14 protein-coding genes and 1 rRNA gene are annotated in these 18,278 nt (G+C 41.4%); 7 read left to right on the top strand and 8 right to left on the bottom strand.

Annotated features, from left to right (window positions below):
* Positions 1–208 precede the first annotated feature (208 nt).
* A 16S ribosomal RNA gene (locus N1I86_RS10965) occupies positions 209–1,763 on the bottom strand.
* Positions 1,764–2,554: 791 nt separating this feature from the next.
* On the opposite strand from N1I86_RS10965, the gene N1I86_RS10960 reads away from it, so the two are divergent.
* The gene (locus N1I86_RS10960) at positions 2,555–3,808 is read left to right on the top strand and encodes a methyl-accepting chemotaxis protein (protein WP_341096304.1); all 1,254 of its coding nucleotides are present in this window, start codon (positions 2,555–2,557) and stop codon (positions 3,806–3,808) included.
* Positions 3,809–4,339: 531 nt separating this feature from the next.
* Here the strand turns inward: N1I86_RS10960 and N1I86_RS10955 are convergent.
* Positions 4,340–4,984 carry a spore coat protein gene (locus N1I86_RS10955; RefSeq protein WP_341096303.1) on the bottom strand — a complete coding sequence of 215 codons (645 nt, stop codon included), beginning with the start codon at positions 4,982–4,984 and terminating at the stop codon, positions 4,340–4,342.
* Between the two features lie 417 nt (positions 4,985–5,401).
* On the bottom strand, positions 5,402–6,685 hold the full coding sequence (locus N1I86_RS10950; RefSeq protein ID WP_270584767.1) for an IS110 family transposase: 1,284 nt from the start codon (positions 6,683–6,685) through the stop codon (positions 5,402–5,404).
* Between the two features lie 434 nt (positions 6,686–7,119).
* Here N1I86_RS10950 and N1I86_RS10945 point away from each other — a divergent pair, with 434 nt between their 5' ends.
* Entirely contained in the window at positions 7,120–8,508 is a 1,389-nt protein-coding gene (locus tag N1I86_RS10945; RefSeq protein WP_341096301.1) for a hypothetical protein, read from the top strand.
* Positions 8,509–8,927: 419 nt separating this feature from the next.
* On the opposite strand, the gene N1I86_RS10940 is transcribed toward N1I86_RS10945, so the two are convergent.
* Entirely contained in the window at positions 8,928–9,566 is a 639-nt protein-coding gene (locus tag N1I86_RS10940) for a class D sortase (RefSeq protein ID WP_003352599.1), read from the bottom strand.
* Positions 9,563–10,585, bottom strand: a complete 1,023-nt coding sequence (locus tag N1I86_RS10935) for a processed acidic surface protein (protein ID WP_048623998.1) — start codon at positions 10,583–10,585, stop codon at positions 9,563–9,565. Before N1I86_RS10935 ends, N1I86_RS10940 begins: the two co-directional genes overlap by 4 nt.
* Before the next feature lie 524 nt (positions 10,586–11,109).
* Here N1I86_RS10935 and N1I86_RS10930 point away from each other — a divergent pair.
* The 5 genes from N1I86_RS10930 to N1I86_RS10910 all read left to right on the top strand — a co-directional run bounded on the left by N1I86_RS10930 (position 11,110) and on the right by N1I86_RS10910 (position 15,204).
* Positions 11,110–11,655 (top strand): RNA polymerase sigma factor, encoded by a 546-nt coding sequence (locus tag N1I86_RS10930; protein WP_048623999.1) that lies wholly within the window; start codon positions 11,110–11,112, stop codon positions 11,653–11,655.
* Positions 11,648–12,154 carry an anti-sigma factor family protein gene (locus N1I86_RS10925; protein WP_341096298.1) on the top strand — a complete coding sequence of 169 codons (507 nt, stop codon included), beginning with the start codon at positions 11,648–11,650 and terminating at the stop codon, positions 12,152–12,154. The genes N1I86_RS10930 and N1I86_RS10925 overlap by 8 nt, the downstream gene beginning before the upstream one ends.
* 13 nt (positions 12,155–12,167) lie before the next feature.
* Complete coding sequence (locus N1I86_RS10920) at positions 12,168–13,019, top strand: hypothetical protein (RefSeq protein WP_341096296.1); 852 nt, start codon at positions 12,168–12,170, stop codon at positions 13,017–13,019.
* Between the two features lie 113 nt (positions 13,020–13,132).
* Positions 13,133–14,371, top strand: coding sequence for an MGDG synthase family glycosyltransferase (locus N1I86_RS10915; RefSeq protein ID WP_341096295.1), 1,239 nt, complete (start codon positions 13,133–13,135; stop codon positions 14,369–14,371).
* An 86-nt stretch (positions 14,372–14,457) separates the two neighbouring features.
* On the top strand, positions 14,458–15,204 hold the full coding sequence (locus tag N1I86_RS10910; protein ID WP_050807324.1) for a polysaccharide deacetylase family protein: 747 nt from the start codon (positions 14,458–14,460) through the stop codon (positions 15,202–15,204).
* Positions 15,205–15,246: 42 nt separating this feature from the next.
* Here N1I86_RS10910 and N1I86_RS10905 read toward each other — a convergent pair whose 3' ends face one another.
* From N1I86_RS10905 to N1I86_RS10895, 3 genes are all read right to left on the bottom strand, one after another.
* Entirely contained in the window at positions 15,247–16,554 is a 1,308-nt protein-coding gene (locus N1I86_RS10905; RefSeq protein WP_341096291.1) for a VTT domain-containing protein, read from the bottom strand.
* 198 nt (positions 16,555–16,752) lie between these two features.
* Positions 16,753–17,340 carry a DNA-3-methyladenine glycosylase gene (locus N1I86_RS10900; RefSeq protein ID WP_341097328.1) on the bottom strand — a complete coding sequence of 196 codons (588 nt, stop codon included), beginning with the start codon at positions 17,338–17,340 and terminating at the stop codon, positions 16,753–16,755.
* A gap of 347 nt (positions 17,341–17,687) precedes the next feature.
* Positions 17,688–17,912, bottom strand: a complete 225-nt coding sequence (locus tag N1I86_RS10895) for an AbrB/MazE/SpoVT family DNA-binding domain-containing protein (RefSeq protein ID WP_328202796.1) — start codon at positions 17,910–17,912, stop codon at positions 17,688–17,690.
* Positions 17,913–18,278 lie beyond the last annotated feature (366 nt).

Below are 18,278 nucleotides of genomic sequence, written 5' to 3'. Positions count from 1 at the left end.
CTATCTAGTTTTCAAGGAACAACTTGGAAGGATGAAATCCTTCAAAACTGAACAAAACGAAAGCGCTCCTTCATATCTGTCCAGCTCCGGCTCCTAGGTGCTCGAGGTCACAATCCATCTTGCTGCGGTGGTTGAAATACTACCTCCTCGCAAGCTGTCTTGTGCTTGTCGCACCTGAACAGTCGCCTCTGCTTTTCTTCTTCCTTAGAAAGGAGGTGATCCAGCCGCACCTTCCGATACGGCTACCTTGTTACGACTTCACCCCAATCATCTGCCCCACCTTCGGCGGCTGGCTCCCGTAAGGGTTACCTCACCGACTTCGGGTGTTGCAAACTCTCGTGGTGTGACGGGCGGTGTGTACAAGGCCCGGGAACGTATTCACCGCGGCATGCTGATCCGCGATTACTAGCGATTCCGGCTTCATGCAGGCGAGTTGCAGCCTGCAATCCGAACTGAGAATGGTTTTTTGGGATTGGCTCCACCTCGCGGTTTCGCGACCCTTTGTACCATCCATTGTAGCACGTGTGTAGCCCAGGTCATAAGGGGCATGATGATTTGACGTCATCCCCACCTTCCTCCGGTTTGTCACCGGCAGTCACCTTAGAGTGCCCAACTGAATGCTGGCAACTAAGGTCAAGGGTTGCGCTCGTTGCGGGACTTAACCCAACATCTCACGACACGAGCTGACGACAACCATGCACCACCTGTCACTCCGTCCCCCGAAGGGGAACCCTCTATCTCTAGAGGTAGCGAAGGATGTCAAGACCTGGTAAGGTTCTTCGCGTTGCTTCGAATTAAACCACATGCTCCACCGCTTGTGCGGGCCCCCGTCAATTCCTTTGAGTTTCAGCCTTGCGGCCGTACTCCCCAGGCGGAGTGCTTAATGCGTTAGCTGCAGCACTAAAGGGTGGAAGCCCTCTAACACTTAGCACTCATCGTTTACGGCGTGGACTACCAGGGTATCTAATCCTGTTCGCTCCCCACGCTTTCGCGCCTCAGCGTCAGTTACAGACCAGAGAGCCGCCTTCGCCACTGGTGTTCCTCCACATCTCTACGCATTTCACCGCTACACGTGGAATTCCGCTCTCCTCTTCTGCACTCAAGTCTCCCAGTTTCCAATGACCCTCCACGGTTGAGCCGTGGGCTTTCACATCAGACTTAAGAGACCGCCTGCGCGCGCTTTACGCCCAATAATTCCGGACAACGCTTGCCACCTACGTATTACCGCGGCTGCTGGCACGTAGTTAGCCGTGGCTTTCTGGTCAGGTACCGTCAAGGTACCGCCCTGTTCGAACGGTACTTGTTCTTCCCTGACAACAGAGCTTTACGATCCGAAGACCTTCTTCGCTCACGCGGCGTTGCTCCGTCAGACTTTCGTCCATTGCGGAAGATTCCCTACTGCTGCCTCCCGTAGGAGTCTGGGCCGTGTCTCAGTCCCAGTGTGGCCGATCACCCTCTCAGGTCGGCTACGCATCGTCGCCTTGGTGAGCCGTTACCTCACCAACTAGCTAATGCGCCGCGGGCCCATCTGCAAGCGGCAGCTTGCGCCGCCTTTCAACCTTCCTTCATGCGAAGGAAGATATTATCCGGTATTAGCCCCGGTTTCCCGGAGTTATCCCCGTCTTGCAGGCAGGTTGCCCACGTGTTACTCACCCGTCCGCCGCTAACTTTCAAAAAGCAAGCTTCTTGAAAGTCCGCTCGACTTGCATGTATTAGGCACGCCGCCAGCGTTCGTCCTGAGCCAGGATCAAACTCTCCAAAAAGAAATTTGACTTGGCTTGTTTCTATCGAAACATTGGTTTACGCTTCGTTTTGTTCAGTTTTCAAGGATCATCATAACGAATTATATTTTATTACAATAATACTAATTTGTCAACATCTGTAGAACCATGTTTATTTAAGTCTACCATGGAGCGTCACTCACCAAGCGACGTATTACATAATATCACCCGATTTAAATAAAGTCAATATCTTTATTTAACTTTTTTTATTGCTTGCTACCGGGAATCATATTGCTGCCACTGCGCAACGATATTTACATTTAACTGTCATTAAAAAGTTTTAAATAAATTAAGTAACCACGACCGCAATTCCATTCGTTTAAAAACGGAAAATGAAACGATTTCCTCATATTCTTATTTTATGAATCTTTGACTATATGGGTGCAAGTCCACCGCACTTCTTTTAAAAACAAATGAAGCATCCATCTCTCCTTTTTTATTCCATGCCATCATGTCATTCGGCGGCTAGTAACGAAAAAGGCTATATCTTTCACAAAAAAATGCCTTTCAATCATTCAACATAATTTTTTTCCGCCGTTTGAGAAATTCTAAAATCAAACCGTATTCTAAAATTTTTCGTCATAATTTGCATTTTCTACTATAAACGGAGTAAGAAATAGCCATAAAAACCTCCTGATTGTAACAGTTCAGAAAAAGCTTTTTTTATAATTTTCTCCAGTTGTTTTATTCTGAAAATTTTGTCTTATATTTTATCGTTTTGATATAATGAAAATAGTAAAAATAGGTAAAAAGAAATATGAGGAGGGACCGATTTGTTTAAAAGCTTCCGATCCTTTTTTGTTTTTTCTGTTTTTTTATTAGTCTTTATGACAATGGGACTGACCATTTTTCTCTTCACAACCTTTTCCGTCACAACGGCTATGATTCTTTGCTTATGTTGGGGACTACTGATTTCTTATTTTTTTCTTTCCTATACTTCGAAACATGTTCAACAGCCGCTGCGGGAGTTCGATGTAACGATCCGTTCCGTCACAGATAAAGTCGATTTATCTAAAAGATCCGGGTATCGCTCTCAAAATGAAATGGGGATCGTTTCACATGGATTGAACAAAATGTTGAAAGGTCTTCGAAATATTTTATTGGATGTAAAAGAGTATGCCGTACGGTTTTCTGATGAGTCGGACGAAATCGCTAAAGCGAGCCATATGTTGGCCGGAAATGCTGACACCCTTTCCTCCGTTATTGAAGAGTTGTCAAACGGAATTACCGATCAAGCCAACCGAGCCGATATCTCAAAAACGACAATGGAAAAAATGGTGAAAGACATAAAAGAGGTTGAACAAGGGTCTAATTATTTAAACGAAGTGGTCAACACGGCCGATCATCGTGTCTACGAAGGAAGAGAAAAAGTCAAGCAAGTCAATGCCACGATCATGGAAAGCGTCAAAATGGCTGAATCTTTGAACGAAGCCACTTCCCAGCTGAAACAAGCATCCTCCAAGGCAAACAACATTCTGCAATTAATTGGCAACATCGCCAATCAAACTAATTTATTAGCATTAAATGCGGCCATTGAAGCAGCCAGAGCCGGAGATCAAGGAAAGGGATTTGCCGTTGTCGCCGAAAAAATTCGTTCTTTGTCAGAAGAAACTTCCAAATCCGTTGAACAAGTAAACGAAATGCTGAAACAGATACAACATTATGTCCATACTTCCGCTTTAGAATCCAAAGCGATACACGAAGTAACCAATCAACAAGAACAATTATCCAAACAACTTGACAACGCCTTTCAAAATATCTCTGATATCATGCACACTGTATCAGAAGAAACGAAAAAAATGACGGATGCCAGCCACGATACGCTGAAAGGAATCGAAAAAGTTTTTTCAGAGATGGAAGCGGTATCATATACTGCCGCTTCATTAGCTTCCGGTTCACAACAAGCCGCCGCTTCCATTCAAGAACAATCAGCGACGACAAAAGAAGTGGCAAACAGGATCAAAGAAGTGGCGGATCTCGCTGTAGAGTTAAGACATCTGTCAGAACGATGGAAAGGTTTAAAGTGACTATGTCTCCTGAAATTGATCTTTCCCTGCCGGCATCTCGATAGCCATCCATTCACCGAAAATCGAGTTAGAGGAGAGGAAAAAGCCCGGAAAAAGCCCCCCCTCCTCTCACGCCGTCATATGTACTGCCCGGCTATTATATTAATCGATGGCCTTTTTCACTATCCTTTTTGCATTTTCAAAATGAATAATCAAGGTTTTTTATGTAAAATCAACGATACAAATGCTCCTTTCATCCAAAAATCCCTTGATCATGCAACAGTTAAAATTCCATGTATTAGACAGCTGTATACAACATTGAGCCATAATATTCGGAGCCCCTTAGCAGGAAGCTCCAATCGAAATTTGAACGAAATCAACGCGAAACGTGCGAGACTACTCTAGGAAAAACAAGCCAGGTGAGACTTCAGGCATGAAACGGGCGAGGAGGATCACGGATCACCCGCGGAAGGCAAATGAATTCCGCGATCCAACAACGCCCGACAGAAATCTTGACATGAAAGGATGCCACTCTTTTGGGACTATTTCTTTTTAGTGTGTTTGGTTATAGCCTGTCACTTGATTTTGCGGAAGGTTTGTTTGTAGCGGCGCAAAGCGATTGACAGTTGTCTCCGTCGTTTGTCTATCAAATTGAGGTACTTGATAATAACCGCGTTTATTTTGATACAAGAAAATTTCATACGCCATTTCCAAATAGTTTGGAACATTGTCAGCCAATATTCGTCTTAAAACCGGATTGACCGTTTCGGATGCCGCTATCGTGTGAAGAAAGGCAGCCGATTTCATCATTTGCAGCATTTGAGTAGAAATTTTTTGGTCATTGATTTCCGTTACGGATTGCGCTGCTTTAGCCGGATTGGAAGGCTTTATCCCATAAACGGTGCTATGATCTTGTTTCATCATATATGTCTGCGTTGGATGGGACGGTTTATTCCCCGTTTTCAAAGCTTCTACTGTAATGTTGTAGCTATCGGACACAAATTGATACTGACGGTTCATCATGTCCACTAATTCCGGATCTTTTGCCAATTGGCGCAATATCATATATTGGTCGAGAAGGATGATCGTGTTGGACAGCAATTCATGAATTTCAAACAACTCATGACCACCGTGATACATTTGTCCAGGTATATTTTGCATAGAAGGAGCGTTGTTTTGATGGATTGGCTGTTCCATTAAAATTCCCTCCCTCAATAAAGTTTATTTTTCTCCCGAATACTCGCTTTTTCTCAAAATTTCATAGACACTTAATAGAATACACACCTCATTTAATGGATATATGTTGAATTTTTTTAAATAATTTACATGGTAGGGGGCATCCTATCAACCAAATTGTATTTATTTGGTAAAAATAAGGTATAACCGTGCTTCATCATCTCCACATCACTCACGGTCGCTAACCCTCCCACATCTCTCCGGATTGAATTCCATACATTCCTTCGTCCTGCGTATCCATGAGGTGGAGGTTGGATATGCTCCTTTGCTGGGTCACATGCCCGTATGGAATAAATAAGCTCCAACTCTGCACTATTGGTGTTTGTCATTTGAGATAATTACGGTATTCTGAAATGATTTCATGAACTTAATAAAGCCTTAAGCTGCCTGTAATGAATCGATTTGAGGCAAACCTCTCAATAACTTTGAACCATCAAATTCACACTGTTTTTGACCAATGACAAATAAGACACGTAGTAATTTACAACACAAGGCAATCAGTGACTGCTGTTTCTTCAAAGGTCGATCAGGACGCTTTGTGTAGTATTGATGCAGGGCTTTAAACGTTGGATTATGGGCAACGAGTGGACGAATGGCCAAGTATAAAGCTCTTCGCAATCGACTTCGTCCTCGTTTTGTGATCTTGGTTTGCCCCTTAAACTTCCCGGAACTATGTTCACGTAATGACAGCCCTGCCAGATTTACTAATTGCTGGGGATGACTATACTTTGTTATATCCCCGACCTCAGCGAAGAATAGCGCGACTGTTGTAGGACCTAAGCCTTGAATATTGATCATTTCCTTCGCTCCAGGTATCGTTACTACAAGTGCTTCCAGATCCTTATCTAACTGTCCTAATTGCTCTTTGTATAGCTCATATTGATCGAGTAAATAATCCAATTCACGTTTAGCAAACTTGATACCAATTTGGATACCAATGCTCTTTTTCGCTGCTTCTATTAACTTTGTAGCTCGTTTGATTCCTACACCACGGTTTACTTCTTGTTTCCATTTCGCAAGAACTTCTTCTGATGTCATTTCTTTAATCTGAGAGGGGAATGGAAAGTTTCTTAATGTACAAAGAGCTGCCTTTCCTTCCCAGTCTTTAAATACATCGAAAAACTCCGGAAAGTAACGCTGGATGTGATTTTGAATACGACCTTCTGTGATCATAAGCTGCTGGATGAGCTGATCTCTTAATTTGACGCCTTCTCTTAGCTCTGCATAGATGCCATCTAAGAGATTTGGTACGGAGTATCGCCCATCTTTAATCAGCTGTGCAATCACACGTGCATCTTTCGTATCGTTTTTAGTTGGAGAGTTATCATCCAGCTCTTTAGTTTTTTTGACATGCATAGGATTGACCAAGACAAAGTCATAACCTTTAGCAGTCAAGAAATAGGCTAGACTCAGCCAGAAATGACCGGTCGGCTCAACACCAAAAATGACATGTGTTTTTTGGTGTTCCTTTTGATGCCTCGAAACCCAATCAAGCAGTTTTTGATAGCCATGTATGCGATTTTCAAAGATCAGTCTTTTTCCAAATTCGATTCCTCGATCATCCTGAGCTCGAGCGACGTGTTTGTCTTTGGCGATATCAATGCCTACAATTAATGTTGATGGTGTAATTTGCGAGATTTTACGATTTTGCGTATAATTCATCTTGAGTCCTCCTTGGTAATTATTAATTCGGGGTCAATGCATTGACACCCTGTACTATACCAAGAGGGCTCTTTTTGTTTCAAACCTCAAATTTCTTCATTACAGGAATAGCTCCTTTCAAGATTGGGCGGCATAACCTTGTTTAGAATGCGATGAAATTTGAAGGGTTATTCGTTTTGAATTTTCCGCGAGTGCTCGGAAAAACAACGATTAGACGATGAATTCCTGACAATCAAACCGTCATAAGGAATCTTCCGGTTGTGCTTGAAAATATCATTTTAGGCGTACAAAATGTCACAAAGGGGAATGGGAGTAAACAGACATGCGGCAATACCAAACGATTTAGAGACTGTGCTCGAGTTTGTGTTGCAATCATGGTACAATAAAATCAAATAAGAAAATAAAAAGTATTTTCACTATTGGAGGGGTAAAGAATGACAGAAAATTATACGCTAACCGTTCTCGATCATCATAAAGCGAACAAGTTGGATATAAAAAGAATGGCCGTGTACCATATGTTTAAGTTGATCGAGGCGTCGGATTCCAAAAAACAGACTTTCTTTCTGATTTACTTTAAAAACCGATTGCTTGCTGCTATAAAACCTTTGCGTTTCAACAATCATTCCCAATTGTACAAAGCCTTTCAAAACGGAATCGTATTTCAGGCCCCTCATCCTTTTATAGACACCCTCATTCACCAAAATCGCCCTTCTGCGATTCAAAGTTTCCAACATCTTCTGAAACAATGGCAACATCAATATTCTTCTCTCGAAATTGCCCACATTCTCCCTTTATTCGACTCCATTCTTGAAAAAGAGACGATTATCAAGCTGGTTCGAGACATTTTTTATGAATACCGGCGAAACGGCAAATACTTTCTTGCCTATCGAGTCATACGCCTGTTAAAACAGTATGCTCCGGAAAATCCATGGGTAGAACAAATAGCCAACGATCTTGATTTCCGAAAATACGACGACATTTATCAAAACGATGATGCCTTATGGGAAAAAGATAAGCTTATGGCTGAACAACTCTTTTTTGAGCGTACCGCCTATGATGAAAAAGCCTATGCAAAGCTTCAATCCGAGTTTCTCGAACAAAATCGGTTGATCGATGCAGCGGCTTTATCCATCCATCGCCTGTTGCATTCCCGCGCACCGGAGCAAGATTATGAATCATTGCGCACGACACTCTCGACCTTTTTAACCGACCAAGATACAGCCCTCGTTTTGCTCCAGCTTCATCAACAAGGTGCAGCATTTCCGGCCCTTGAGTATGATCTATTTGATCTGCTTCTCAAGCTTCATTGGTATGAACGTGCGGTCAACTTTCTTTTTGATCAGCACTCCCCGATTACGGAATATCAATCTCAACAATTTGCCTCTATCTTGGCTGATCCCGCCATTCAAATGGATGAAATTCAGTTGGAAAAAATTAATACCCTTCCTGTCAACAAACAGAACGCAGGGACAATAGAAAAAACGATCCGATTGATCATTCCTCTTCTGCTGAAAAAACACGATTTGAACTATGTAAAAAAATGGCTTCAGCCTTTTGAAGAAAAGCATATCCCTTTGCCTTCAGCAGCCAAAATCAATCGCATGCTGGCCATCCAAGACGACCCTGATCAACAGTTTCTGCTTGGCGAACTGTATTATGAATTTCAACAGCCCAAGAAAGCAATCGACTGCTTCAGCTGGGAAATGGAGCTTCACCCGAACGATCCGAAACCTGTTCAGTGGCTGGCCAAAATATATAGTCATTTAGGAATGACGGAAGAAGCAAAAGCCTATCAATACATGTACTCCACCATGAAAAAATAAACATTGTATAGCTTCTTTATTAGCGAGATTGCATATATGAGTCTTAAAGCTGCATGAAAAAATAAACATTGTATAGGTTCTTCCCGTTCCTTTTATCGTTTTCAAAAGCCGTTGGCCAATCATCATCATTCGATGATTTAGACATCTCTTTTCGTTCCAAACAAGTAAAGGGCCACGCACGACGCTCTTCAATCATCGGATGCCGTAGTCATCAGTCTATCCATAAACATTTTTCCATGAATCAAACCAATAAAGAAGACGGACTGATCGTCCGTCTCCAAATATCAATAAAATAATGCCATTTGAATGGGTTGTTGCATATTTTTTCGGGAATTTTAAAAATGCATCATCTTTTTCTGCGGAGCAAGTCATTATGATGAAAGATCCTGTCTCCATTTGGAAAAAGTAGAACAGGCTTCTTATCCCGCTTTCTTCTCTTGATGAATTCTTCTTTCCTTTAATTTTTCAGAGATTAATGCAGCCACCAGCACATAACGTTTCGGTGCGCTGCCAATATAGTGGAATGGATAGCATGTCGTCAGCGTCAATGTCGCCCGCGGCTTCGGAACGATAACTGTACGATCGTTTTTTGGAACGATGCGAACTTTGTAGACTTTATAAGTAAACGTTCCCGCAGATGTTTCAGCAATCAACAAATCATTTTCCCTAACCTTTCCCAATTTTCGAAATACCGTATCCCGATGACCGCTCAACACACAATTATCCTTTTCCCCCGGCAATACACTTTCGGCAAAATGACCGACACCTTTCGCCAGTTCATCCTCATTTGTCCCTTCGTAAATCGGCATACTAGCATGGAGCTTCGGAATAAAGAGTTCGCCAAACTTTTCACCCTGTTTTGGCCGGGCTGCATAGAACGGTTCTTCTTTTAGAGGCTGTACAGCTTGTTTTGCGTCGACCTGAACAGCCTTTTCATTTTCGTATTTTTCAGAAAAGAAAAGAGATTTCAAACTATTCCCGGTTAGGTAAAGGCCACCGATCAGGAAAGCAACAGCGGCGATAAAAATCAGTCCATTTTTTTGTAAAAAAAGATTCATGAATGGTTCACGCGCCATTTGCGCAGTAATACGGCACCAATCAACAATGCGAAAATTCCGGCGAGTAGCTGTTCCATATAATGGCCGGCCGTTTTCGGCATCAGTCCGCCTTTAACAGTATGTTTGATCAGATGCGCTTTCGGCTGCCCTTTTGCGGCGCTGCCATTTATGGCTTTATTCACCGTATTTTCAATCACATCCGAGCCAAACAGATCAGCCGTAAAAATCATATCTGCCAAAAATTCTCCATGATCATTATAAAGTTCAATGAGCAAATTGCTTCCATTCGTTTTTTCCAACGTAATCAATTGCTTCCAGGACAGCGGGGTTTTCCGGCCGTTTTTCTCTAAGTAAAAACGGGCATCCATATGAAAAAGACTCAAGAAGTCGTGAAAAATATCTGCAAGTTCAGTAAGTTGAGCGTCCGTTAGATCAGAGGCGCTATCGAATTCCCCAATCGCTTCCATCCGACGATTCAATTCTTCCAATGATGGCAGCAACTGTTGCTCGTCTAAGTTTAAAGACTTCAAATGATCGATCAGCCGTTGTGTCTCCTCTTTAGTCAATCCAAACGGGGAAAGGGCATCGGCAATCGAATCGACATCCAGCCAATTTTCTTTGTTTTCCGGCATAAGCGCATAAAACGAAACGGTGTCTTCCAACGGGTTCATAAATTTATAAACATCGCGGATATCTTGGCCTTTTTCCAGTTCGCCGTATTCCACAAGCATTTGCTCCAATTCATCTTCAGAAGAAAAACCATATCTTGTCAATAAATCTTGCAAATCATGATCGTTAATCGGATTTCCAAGAACTTGTCTTACCTCTTCCACCGAATCAAATGAATCTAAATCTTCGCCATAAAATTTTTCCAATTGACTATTGACTACTTCTTTCGACATTCCTATTTTTTGAAGATATTGAGTCAGTTCTTTCTCTGGCGGTGCAGCAAGCTCAAGCGAAGGATTTACAGACAAAACAATAGCGGCAGACATAATGACGGCAGCAACTTTTTTCAATAAAATCCCCCCTAAAATATTATGATCCCACTAAATATAAAAGAAAACGACAAGAATAAATAGAATTGTAAATTTTCAGGAAATATGATAAAATACTTTCCATTTTCACCATGATCCGACAAATTCCTTATGGAAAAATCAGCTTTGAAAGCATAGAAAAGGTTCTATACAATTATTTATTTGCCTTCTTTCCTCAAAAAAGTATTTCACGTCGTCATTACCTAAGAATGCTGAAAATGATTTTCGGTAAAAATGAACCTATCTTATTTGAACGGCGTCTTTTGTAAAGAACAGAAACGGACGATCGATTTTTGAGAAAAAAGACGAAACAGTCCATATTATAAGGGAAATTTGAGTGATTTCCACCCGATTTTCCCCGATCTTCCGCATCTGAATTCCGGCACCGGCAAATGGATCCTTAAATCTCCATATAAGAAGGCGTCCCATTATTTTAGCAAGAAATGTCGTTCCGATCTATCAACCATAGAAGGCTCGAGCTTTTCTTCACAGGGGGTTGAAAAAAGGTGGATCAAGAACTCACCAATTTAATACAAAAGGCCAGGAGCGGGGATTTGGAGGCGTTCTCTACACTGGTTTCCAAATATAAAGGCCAAGTATTCCGCCATGCTTTTTCGATCGTGAATGACCGAATGGAAGCGGAAGATATCGCTCAGGAAGCTTTTGTAAAAGCTTACTCATCGCTATCCAAACTGGATAATGACTTTGCCTTTGTTTCTTGGCTGACAAGAATCGTGACGAATATTTGTTACGACAAATTAAAAAAAAGAAAAAAAATACAAAAATTGCAGCTGCAAAGCAAGGATCGAGCCGAACACATGAGTATGACCTCATCTATCGATCGGACACAATTGAAGCTTGAAATTCAGGAAGCGATGCAAAAATTATCCCCGGACCAGCGCACCATACTTTCGCTGCGCGACATCCAAGGATATTCGTACGACGAAATTTCCAAAATGTTAAGCATTCCCCTTGGTACAGTGAAATCCCGTATCCATTCGGCCAGAATCGCGTTGAAAAAAGAAATTTTCGGAGGCGAGCACAATGAATGACCATGTTCATGAACTCCTGTCAGCGTTTATTGATGGAGAATTAAACGAAGAGGAAAGAAAAAAAGTAGCAGACCATGTAGCAGAATGCCGTCAATGCAGCACTGAGCTAAAAGAATTTCAATGGCTGATAGAAGAACTGTTTGCCGTTTATCATTTCATCGAAATACCGAATGTTCAATTTGAACACTCTGTTGTCCGGAAAATAAAACAAATCTCCTCGCCGTATCGCCCAATGAATCGATATGTTCGTTGGACTATGAGTTTCATCGCCCTACTGATGGCTGCCTTCATTCTCTCGACAATGGGGAACGTGTTTTATGTAGGAATTACACTGGCCACTTCCTTTGTGCATATCGGATTAAGCGTGACTCATGCACTGGCCTCGGTTCTTTCGTCCATTCCATTGCTCTTTCTCGCTTGTGTTATCATTTCCATGGTTATTTTAGGAACATCGATTTGGGCCATTCAGTTTTTGCTCAGGGTAAAAAGTCTAGAATAGGGAGATGTAGAACATGAAAGGGTTTAACATTTTGAGTGCCTTTCTTTCCATCATGGTTTTGACTTTGCTGATCGTTCACCCTGCTCTGGCAGCAGATAAACTTATAATAGACAAAAAAGAGGTCATCGTTCCCGAAAAAGAAAAAGTGGAAAATGTGGTTGTACTTGGAAATGACGCCGAGATCAGCGGACATGTCAAAGTCGGAGTCATCGTCGTGAACGGTGACCTTACGATGAACAAAACAGCCGTTGTAGGCGGTCCTGTCATTGTGATCGGCGGTCATGTTCATCAAGAAAAAGGGGCTCGTATCTCCGAGCATCTCATCACCGTTAATCTAAACGATCCTATGCAAAACAGCTTTATCTTCGGCGGATTTCTTTATTTATTCACTTGGGGCATACGGCTTGCTTTTAGTATTATATTAGTGATTGGCACCGTACTGTTAGGAATCATTCTGAAACGCAGAACATTCAGTCACGAAGAACTTTTAATGAAAAGACCCGGTAAAACGTTGATCATCGGATTTATGGCAAGCTTAGCGCTGACAACGTTATGCACGCTTCTGGCTCTCACCATTATTGGCATACCGGTTGCCTTGTTGGTATTTGTCGCAAGCGCTCTTTCCTTTTTTATCGGATTGCTTGTATTCAGCAAAGAATTGGGCAAACAATTGAAATTCATGGATGGCAAACCTGAATGGCTGAAATTGCTCTTCGGTTCAACGCTGGCAGTCTCTATGATTAATTTTCCTGTCGTTGGAAGTGTCTGTCTGCTCTTGCTCATATGGTTTTCATTGGGCATTGCCATGACATGGCTTTTTTCAAAACCGCTCTTTGAAAGGAAAAAAAGCAAAAACTCTGATTAATTCATAAAAGGTTTTTGTTTTTTCTTCCTCAGCCCGCTTTTTTCTGACATGAACTTTTTATGGACAGCCTCAGTCTTTTTCTATTGATCACAAAGATTATTGGGGGAAGAAAAATGTCAAAAGTGACGAAAAACAAAATCCTTATTCTTTCAGGTACGTTCGGACAAGGACACCTCCAAGCTGCCAAGGCTCTGGAAGAAGCCGTTCAGCTATGTTTTCCAAATGTCCAACCTGTTGTTTTTGATTTTATTGCATGGGCTCATCCTCATATGTATCCAATTAGCAATTATCTTTACATAAAAGGATTGAAAGTCTTTCCTCAACTATATGGATTTTTTTATCAAAAAACCCATCCAAAAAGCGTATTTTCAACAAGAATACAGTCGTTGTTTTTCGTTGGACTAAGAAAGATGCTCCAATTGCTGGAGAAAGAGAAACCCGCGGTCGTCGTCAGCACCCATCCATTTGTGTCCGGAATACTTTCTAAACTGAAAGAATATGGATTAACGAATATCCCTTTTGTGACCGTGATTACAGATCATACGGATCACAGTTGTTGGATTCACCCTTTTACGGATCTTTACATAGTAGGTTCCAATGAAGGGAAAAAGAGATTGCTCAGACGAAATGTCCCGGAAGAGAAAATTGCCAGTACGGGAATCCCCATTCAGACAAAGTTTCTTTTTCCTTATAAACGCGATGAATTTATTGTCAAGCACGGACTAGATGCCGAGCTTCCTACCGTTTTGATTATGGGAGGCGGAGATGGCCTTTTTGGCAAAGGTTTTCTCAATTTGCCGACGCTTGAATCCATCCCGGAAACTCTGCAATTGATTATTTTGTGCGGACGCAATCAGAAATTAAAACAAAAGTTGGAAGTAGAACTAAAACAGTCTAAACATCGGATTCATTTATTCAGTTATGTAGAATATGTCCATGAACTGATGGCAGTTTCGGACATCATTATCACAAAACCGGGAGGAGTGACCACGTCAGAAGCTTTGGCCATGGAGCTGCCTATGATTCTCTATCATCCTCTGCCCGGTCAAGAACAAGAAAACGCTCGTTATTTAACAAAATCCGGAGCAGCCATTCTGTCTGAAAATCCCGATGACTTAATCTATCAAATTTCCAATTTGATAAAAAATAAGCCGCTCCTGCTGAAGATGAAAAAGAACTCTGAAAAAATCCAAAAAAAAGCCGCTGCATTCGATGCGGTGTTGGCCATTTATCAACTAATGGCCATGACAAGCCACCCTACTTACATCGTGGCAAATGGACTCCAATTGAAAAAACGGAAATCAGCACGTTTTTTTAAAAAAAGAACGTCTATCCTCCACATCAACGGCTGAACCGTTATAATAGGATAAAGATAGGGAGATTCCTGTGTCATCTATGAATCTTCCTAGGCCTTGTAGAGAAGAAAGGATTTTGATTTATGGAGAAAATCATGATCTGCTTTTTTGTCTTTTTATGTTTTTATATGTTTATTCCTTATCTATTATCCTTTTGGTTCGGTGTTGGAGCATTTCGAAAAGGGAACGGTGAAAGCCAAGTCGCTTTCACTTTCGACGATGGCCCCGATCCCGTGTACACAGCACAACTGCTTGATCTTTTAAAGAAATATGGGGTCAAAGCCACCTTTTTTGTCGTCGGATCGAAAGCGAAAAAATACCCTAAACTCATCTTACGAATGCACAAAGAGGGTCATTTGATCGGAATTCATAATTACGTCCATCGATCCAATTGGCTGATGACTCCTTGGTCCGTTGTCCGCAACTTGCGGGACTCCGCGGCCATTGTTCAAAATATCACCGGCGTTCGGCCGTCTTATTACCGTCCGCCTTGGGGTCTGATGAATCTCTTTGATTTTTTTCTGCACAAAGAGTTTCGCATTATTTTATGGTCTGTTATGGCAGGCGATTGGCGCAATAAAGGAACGAGCTTAATTATACAGAATAAGCTTCTGAAAAGGATTAAGCCCGGGGACGTCGTTTTGCTGCATGATTGCGGAGACACGCCGGGCGCCCATATTGACGCTCCCTACTATATGTTAAAAGCATTAAAAGAAGTTTTGAAAGAGTTGAGGCAGCGTAACATTCAATTTGTCCGTTTAGATGAAATGATCGATAAACGTCCTATAAAAGTCCTCCCAAAACGCTCCCAACATCATCGAAAAAGATAAAAATTTTCTGGAAAACGGGCGGGAAGTTTCTTCTTCGCCCGTTTATTCCGTTTTCTCCAAATGACCTCGTTTGGAAGCTTTGATCATATTTAAGAGCCTGGAAATTTCGATCATCAAAATGATCAAGCTTACCCAAACTCCTCCAAACGTATAGCCCGCCACTAAATCACTTGGATTTTCCGACCCTAAATAAATGCTGCTGACTGAGATCAGTGCAAATATCAGCATTTCTAATACAACAATCAAAACATTTCCCATTTTTCTTTGACTATGCCGAAGCACGATGTACAGAAAAAAGATGTAAAGCACAACCCATAAAAAACTTAATTCGCTCGGGAAAGATTGGCTGAACATGTTTGCAGCCGCAATATAGCTGAACAAAATATGGAGGCCTTTGCTTAAAATAAGAGCTCCCAATATGCAAATGACATAATATTGGAATTCCAACCATTTGTTTTTTCCTTTGAAGAAAATCCATATAATCGTTAAAAAACCCACAAACAAAAGAGAGTTTCGCGACAATAAGGAATACATAGAATCGATCGGCTGCTTCCAGCGTGGATCCACTATATACGAAACGACAGCCTTCGTGATGGTATTAAATTGTCCAAATTCATTTTCGATAAAATCTTGAATCATCCCTACCATCAGACTGAACATAGCGATAAACACAATGGCCATCCCGAAAATCAGCAGCTTCATGCCAAGGAAGCTGTGAAATCGTTTAAACATGGCTTCAAATAACAAAATCAAGTTTTCTCGAATCTTGCGGATGTTTACTTTAATGTACAAGTATATAGCATACACAAGACCAATTACGACGCAGCCAATGATCATATATAATTTGGCCTCTTGATGAAATTGCTCCCATTTTGGGCCGAAAATTTTTCCCAAAAAAATGAACGTCCCAACCCACAAGAACACACCGATATACGCAAAAACAACAAAAGATCGAAAAGGCAAGCGGGTGATTCCCGAAAATAAACTAGTCACATGACGAACGCCGGGAATAAAAAAAGAAAATAACAATAATCTTCTTCCGTATTTTTGATTCCATCTTGAAATTCTTTCTATTTTCTCCGGTCCTAAATGAAACTTGCTTCCATATTTATAGAAAAAAGGGGCTCCCAATTTAAATCCAATCCAATAGGAAATCGTGACTCCTACAATTCCCCCCAAGCCCCCAAAAAAGACAGCGAGAGCAAAATGGACTTTTCCTTGATAAGCAAGAAAACCGACATAGCTCATAAGAATTTCGTTCGGGACAGGAACAATGATCAGCTCCAGCATTAACGAAAAGAAAAGGACGATGTATCCATATTGATCGATTAAATGGATCAATAAGTGCAACTTTGAACTCCTCCTGATTTTGAAGCATTCTATCGTAAAAGACTTTCCATGATTTCCAAAAGTTCAGCTTCATTTAAAATCAAATGATCGGATAGATACTATCTATAGATCGCCCCCTCTCCATCACATCGATTTTTTTCTTACCATCATCCCTGCGTCAAACACTTCTTCTGTCATCGTTTTTGGTGGAATTTTGATCTATTTCGAAACAAATCGGTTTCCACTTACCCAGAATCGCCATGGGTAGTCTTTTGCTTCTCCCGTATTTTCGATGCCGATTCTCTTTCCTTGTGAAATTGCCTCAGGTACAAATCCTTTTGCTATAAACAAGGGAGGTTTTTGAAGAGGACGGCCATAGTCTGCCATTGTAATCCCTAAAGCCTTCGTCAATTTGCCGGGACCGTTTGTCAGCTGGCGCACGTCCTTAATCTTGCTTCTTCTTTGAAACATCAAATCGATGCCGTCATAAGGTTCAAGAGCACGAACCAGCACCGCTTCCGGCTGTTCTTTGCCGCCGCTTACAACATTAAACAAACAATGGGTATGCATCACGTATGTATAAGCCAACCCGGGTTCATGAAACATAATCTCCGTCCGTTTTGTCCTTCTGTTGCCATAGCTGTGGGCTGCGCGGTCGGTCGGACCCATATATGCTTCCGTCTCTACAATAAAGCCAGAGGCTATTCCCTCTTCCGTTTCTTTTACAAGCAAACAGCCAAGCAAGGCTTTTGCCAATTCAAGGGTCGGCTTCTGGAAAAATTCTATCGGCAATGGTTGATACTTCATATGCCCTTCCATTTCTTTTTCCTCCACTTTGTTGTTATTCCAAGCTTCATGATGATACTATCGAAATTCGCTTTTCTTTTCATTACAAAGAAAAAACCTAAAAAAAGCAAGGCACCTGCCTTTAAAACGCCTTGCTTCAGAATGTAGACAAAAAGGCATCCGAATGGGCATAACCGGACGCCTTTTTGTCTACACTCTCTGAGGCCGCATCAAACTTAATCAGTCTTCAATACAGCCGAGGATAATTTTTTAAACAAAAAGTATTTACAATGTTATAACTATGTAATAACATATAACTAGAGAATAGAGTCTGCCCGCCCCCTATTCTCATGAATTCGTACAGGTTTCTACTTCCTTGTTATGTCAAAATATTTTTCCACAACGTCTATCACTCGTGATTCAAAATCACTATTGATAGGCGTTATTTTATGGTTTCTTAGTACGATCTCACCTTTGTCTTTTCGCAACTCGACTTCAACGGTGTCGCCCTCATTTAATTGTATTTCTTTCAGCATATCTGCAGGCAAATTGACACCTAATGAGTTGCCTATCCTTCTGATTTTTCTTTCCATTCAATCACCACCAGCCTTTATTATAGCAATTTCGCCCGCTTAATATGCCAGAGACCATAATCATGCACAATTCCTCTGAAATTATTAAAGGGACTATCATCAGCCCCTTCGAAAATAGCAGCTAAAACATTTTGGGAATTTGATATTGAATCCTCTTTTTTATTGCCATCACAAACGTCCGAAAGAGGGTAGAATTCATAAAAGAAAGGGGATCCGTTCCCCTTTAATGCAAAAAATATTAAGAAAATACACATAACAATAATAGATCTGTTATATTGTGAGTAGGGAAAACGGAAATAAAAGAACTAAAAGTTAAGAGAAAATGATTGCAACGATCCATTTCAATGTTACCAAATCGGAACTTTA

It is taken from the genome of Bacillus sp. FSL W8-0116, from assembly GCF_038003825.1.
GTDB classification, from domain to species: domain Bacteria; phylum Bacillota; class Bacilli; order Bacillales; family DSM-4216; genus Bacillus_O; species Bacillus_O smithii.
This window is presented reverse-complemented; position numbering and strand designations above follow the sequence as displayed.

Coding starts and splice junctions, on each gene's coding strand:
- N1I86_RS10925 (WP_341096298.1), top strand. CDS start 11,648: ATGAATGACCATGTTCATGAACTCCTGTCAGCGTTTATTGATGGAGAA.
- N1I86_RS10950 (WP_270584767.1), bottom strand. CDS start 6,685: ATGAATTATACGCAAAATCGTAAAATCTCGCAAATTACACCATCAACA.
- N1I86_RS10945 (WP_341096301.1), top strand. CDS start 7,120: ATGACAGAAAATTATACGCTAACCGTTCTCGATCATCATAAAGCGAAC.
- N1I86_RS10955 (WP_341096303.1), bottom strand. CDS start 4,984: ATGGAACAGCCAATCCATCAAAACAACGCTCCTTCTATGCAAAATATA.
- N1I86_RS10900 (WP_341097328.1), bottom strand. CDS start 17,340: ATGAAGTATCAACCATTGCCGATAGAATTTTTCCAGAAGCCGACCCTT.
- N1I86_RS10910 (WP_050807324.1), top strand. CDS start 14,458: ATGGAGAAAATCATGATCTGCTTTTTTGTCTTTTTATGTTTTTATATG.
- N1I86_RS10895 (WP_328202796.1), bottom strand. CDS start 17,912: ATGGAAAGAAAAATCAGAAGGATAGGCAACTCATTAGGTGTCAATTTG.
- N1I86_RS10940 (WP_003352599.1), bottom strand. CDS start 9,566: ATGAATCTTTTTTTACAAAAAAATGGACTGATTTTTATCGCCGCTGTT.
- N1I86_RS10920 (WP_341096296.1), top strand. CDS start 12,168: ATGAAAGGGTTTAACATTTTGAGTGCCTTTCTTTCCATCATGGTTTTG.
- N1I86_RS10915 (WP_341096295.1), top strand. CDS start 13,133: ATGTCAAAAGTGACGAAAAACAAAATCCTTATTCTTTCAGGTACGTTC.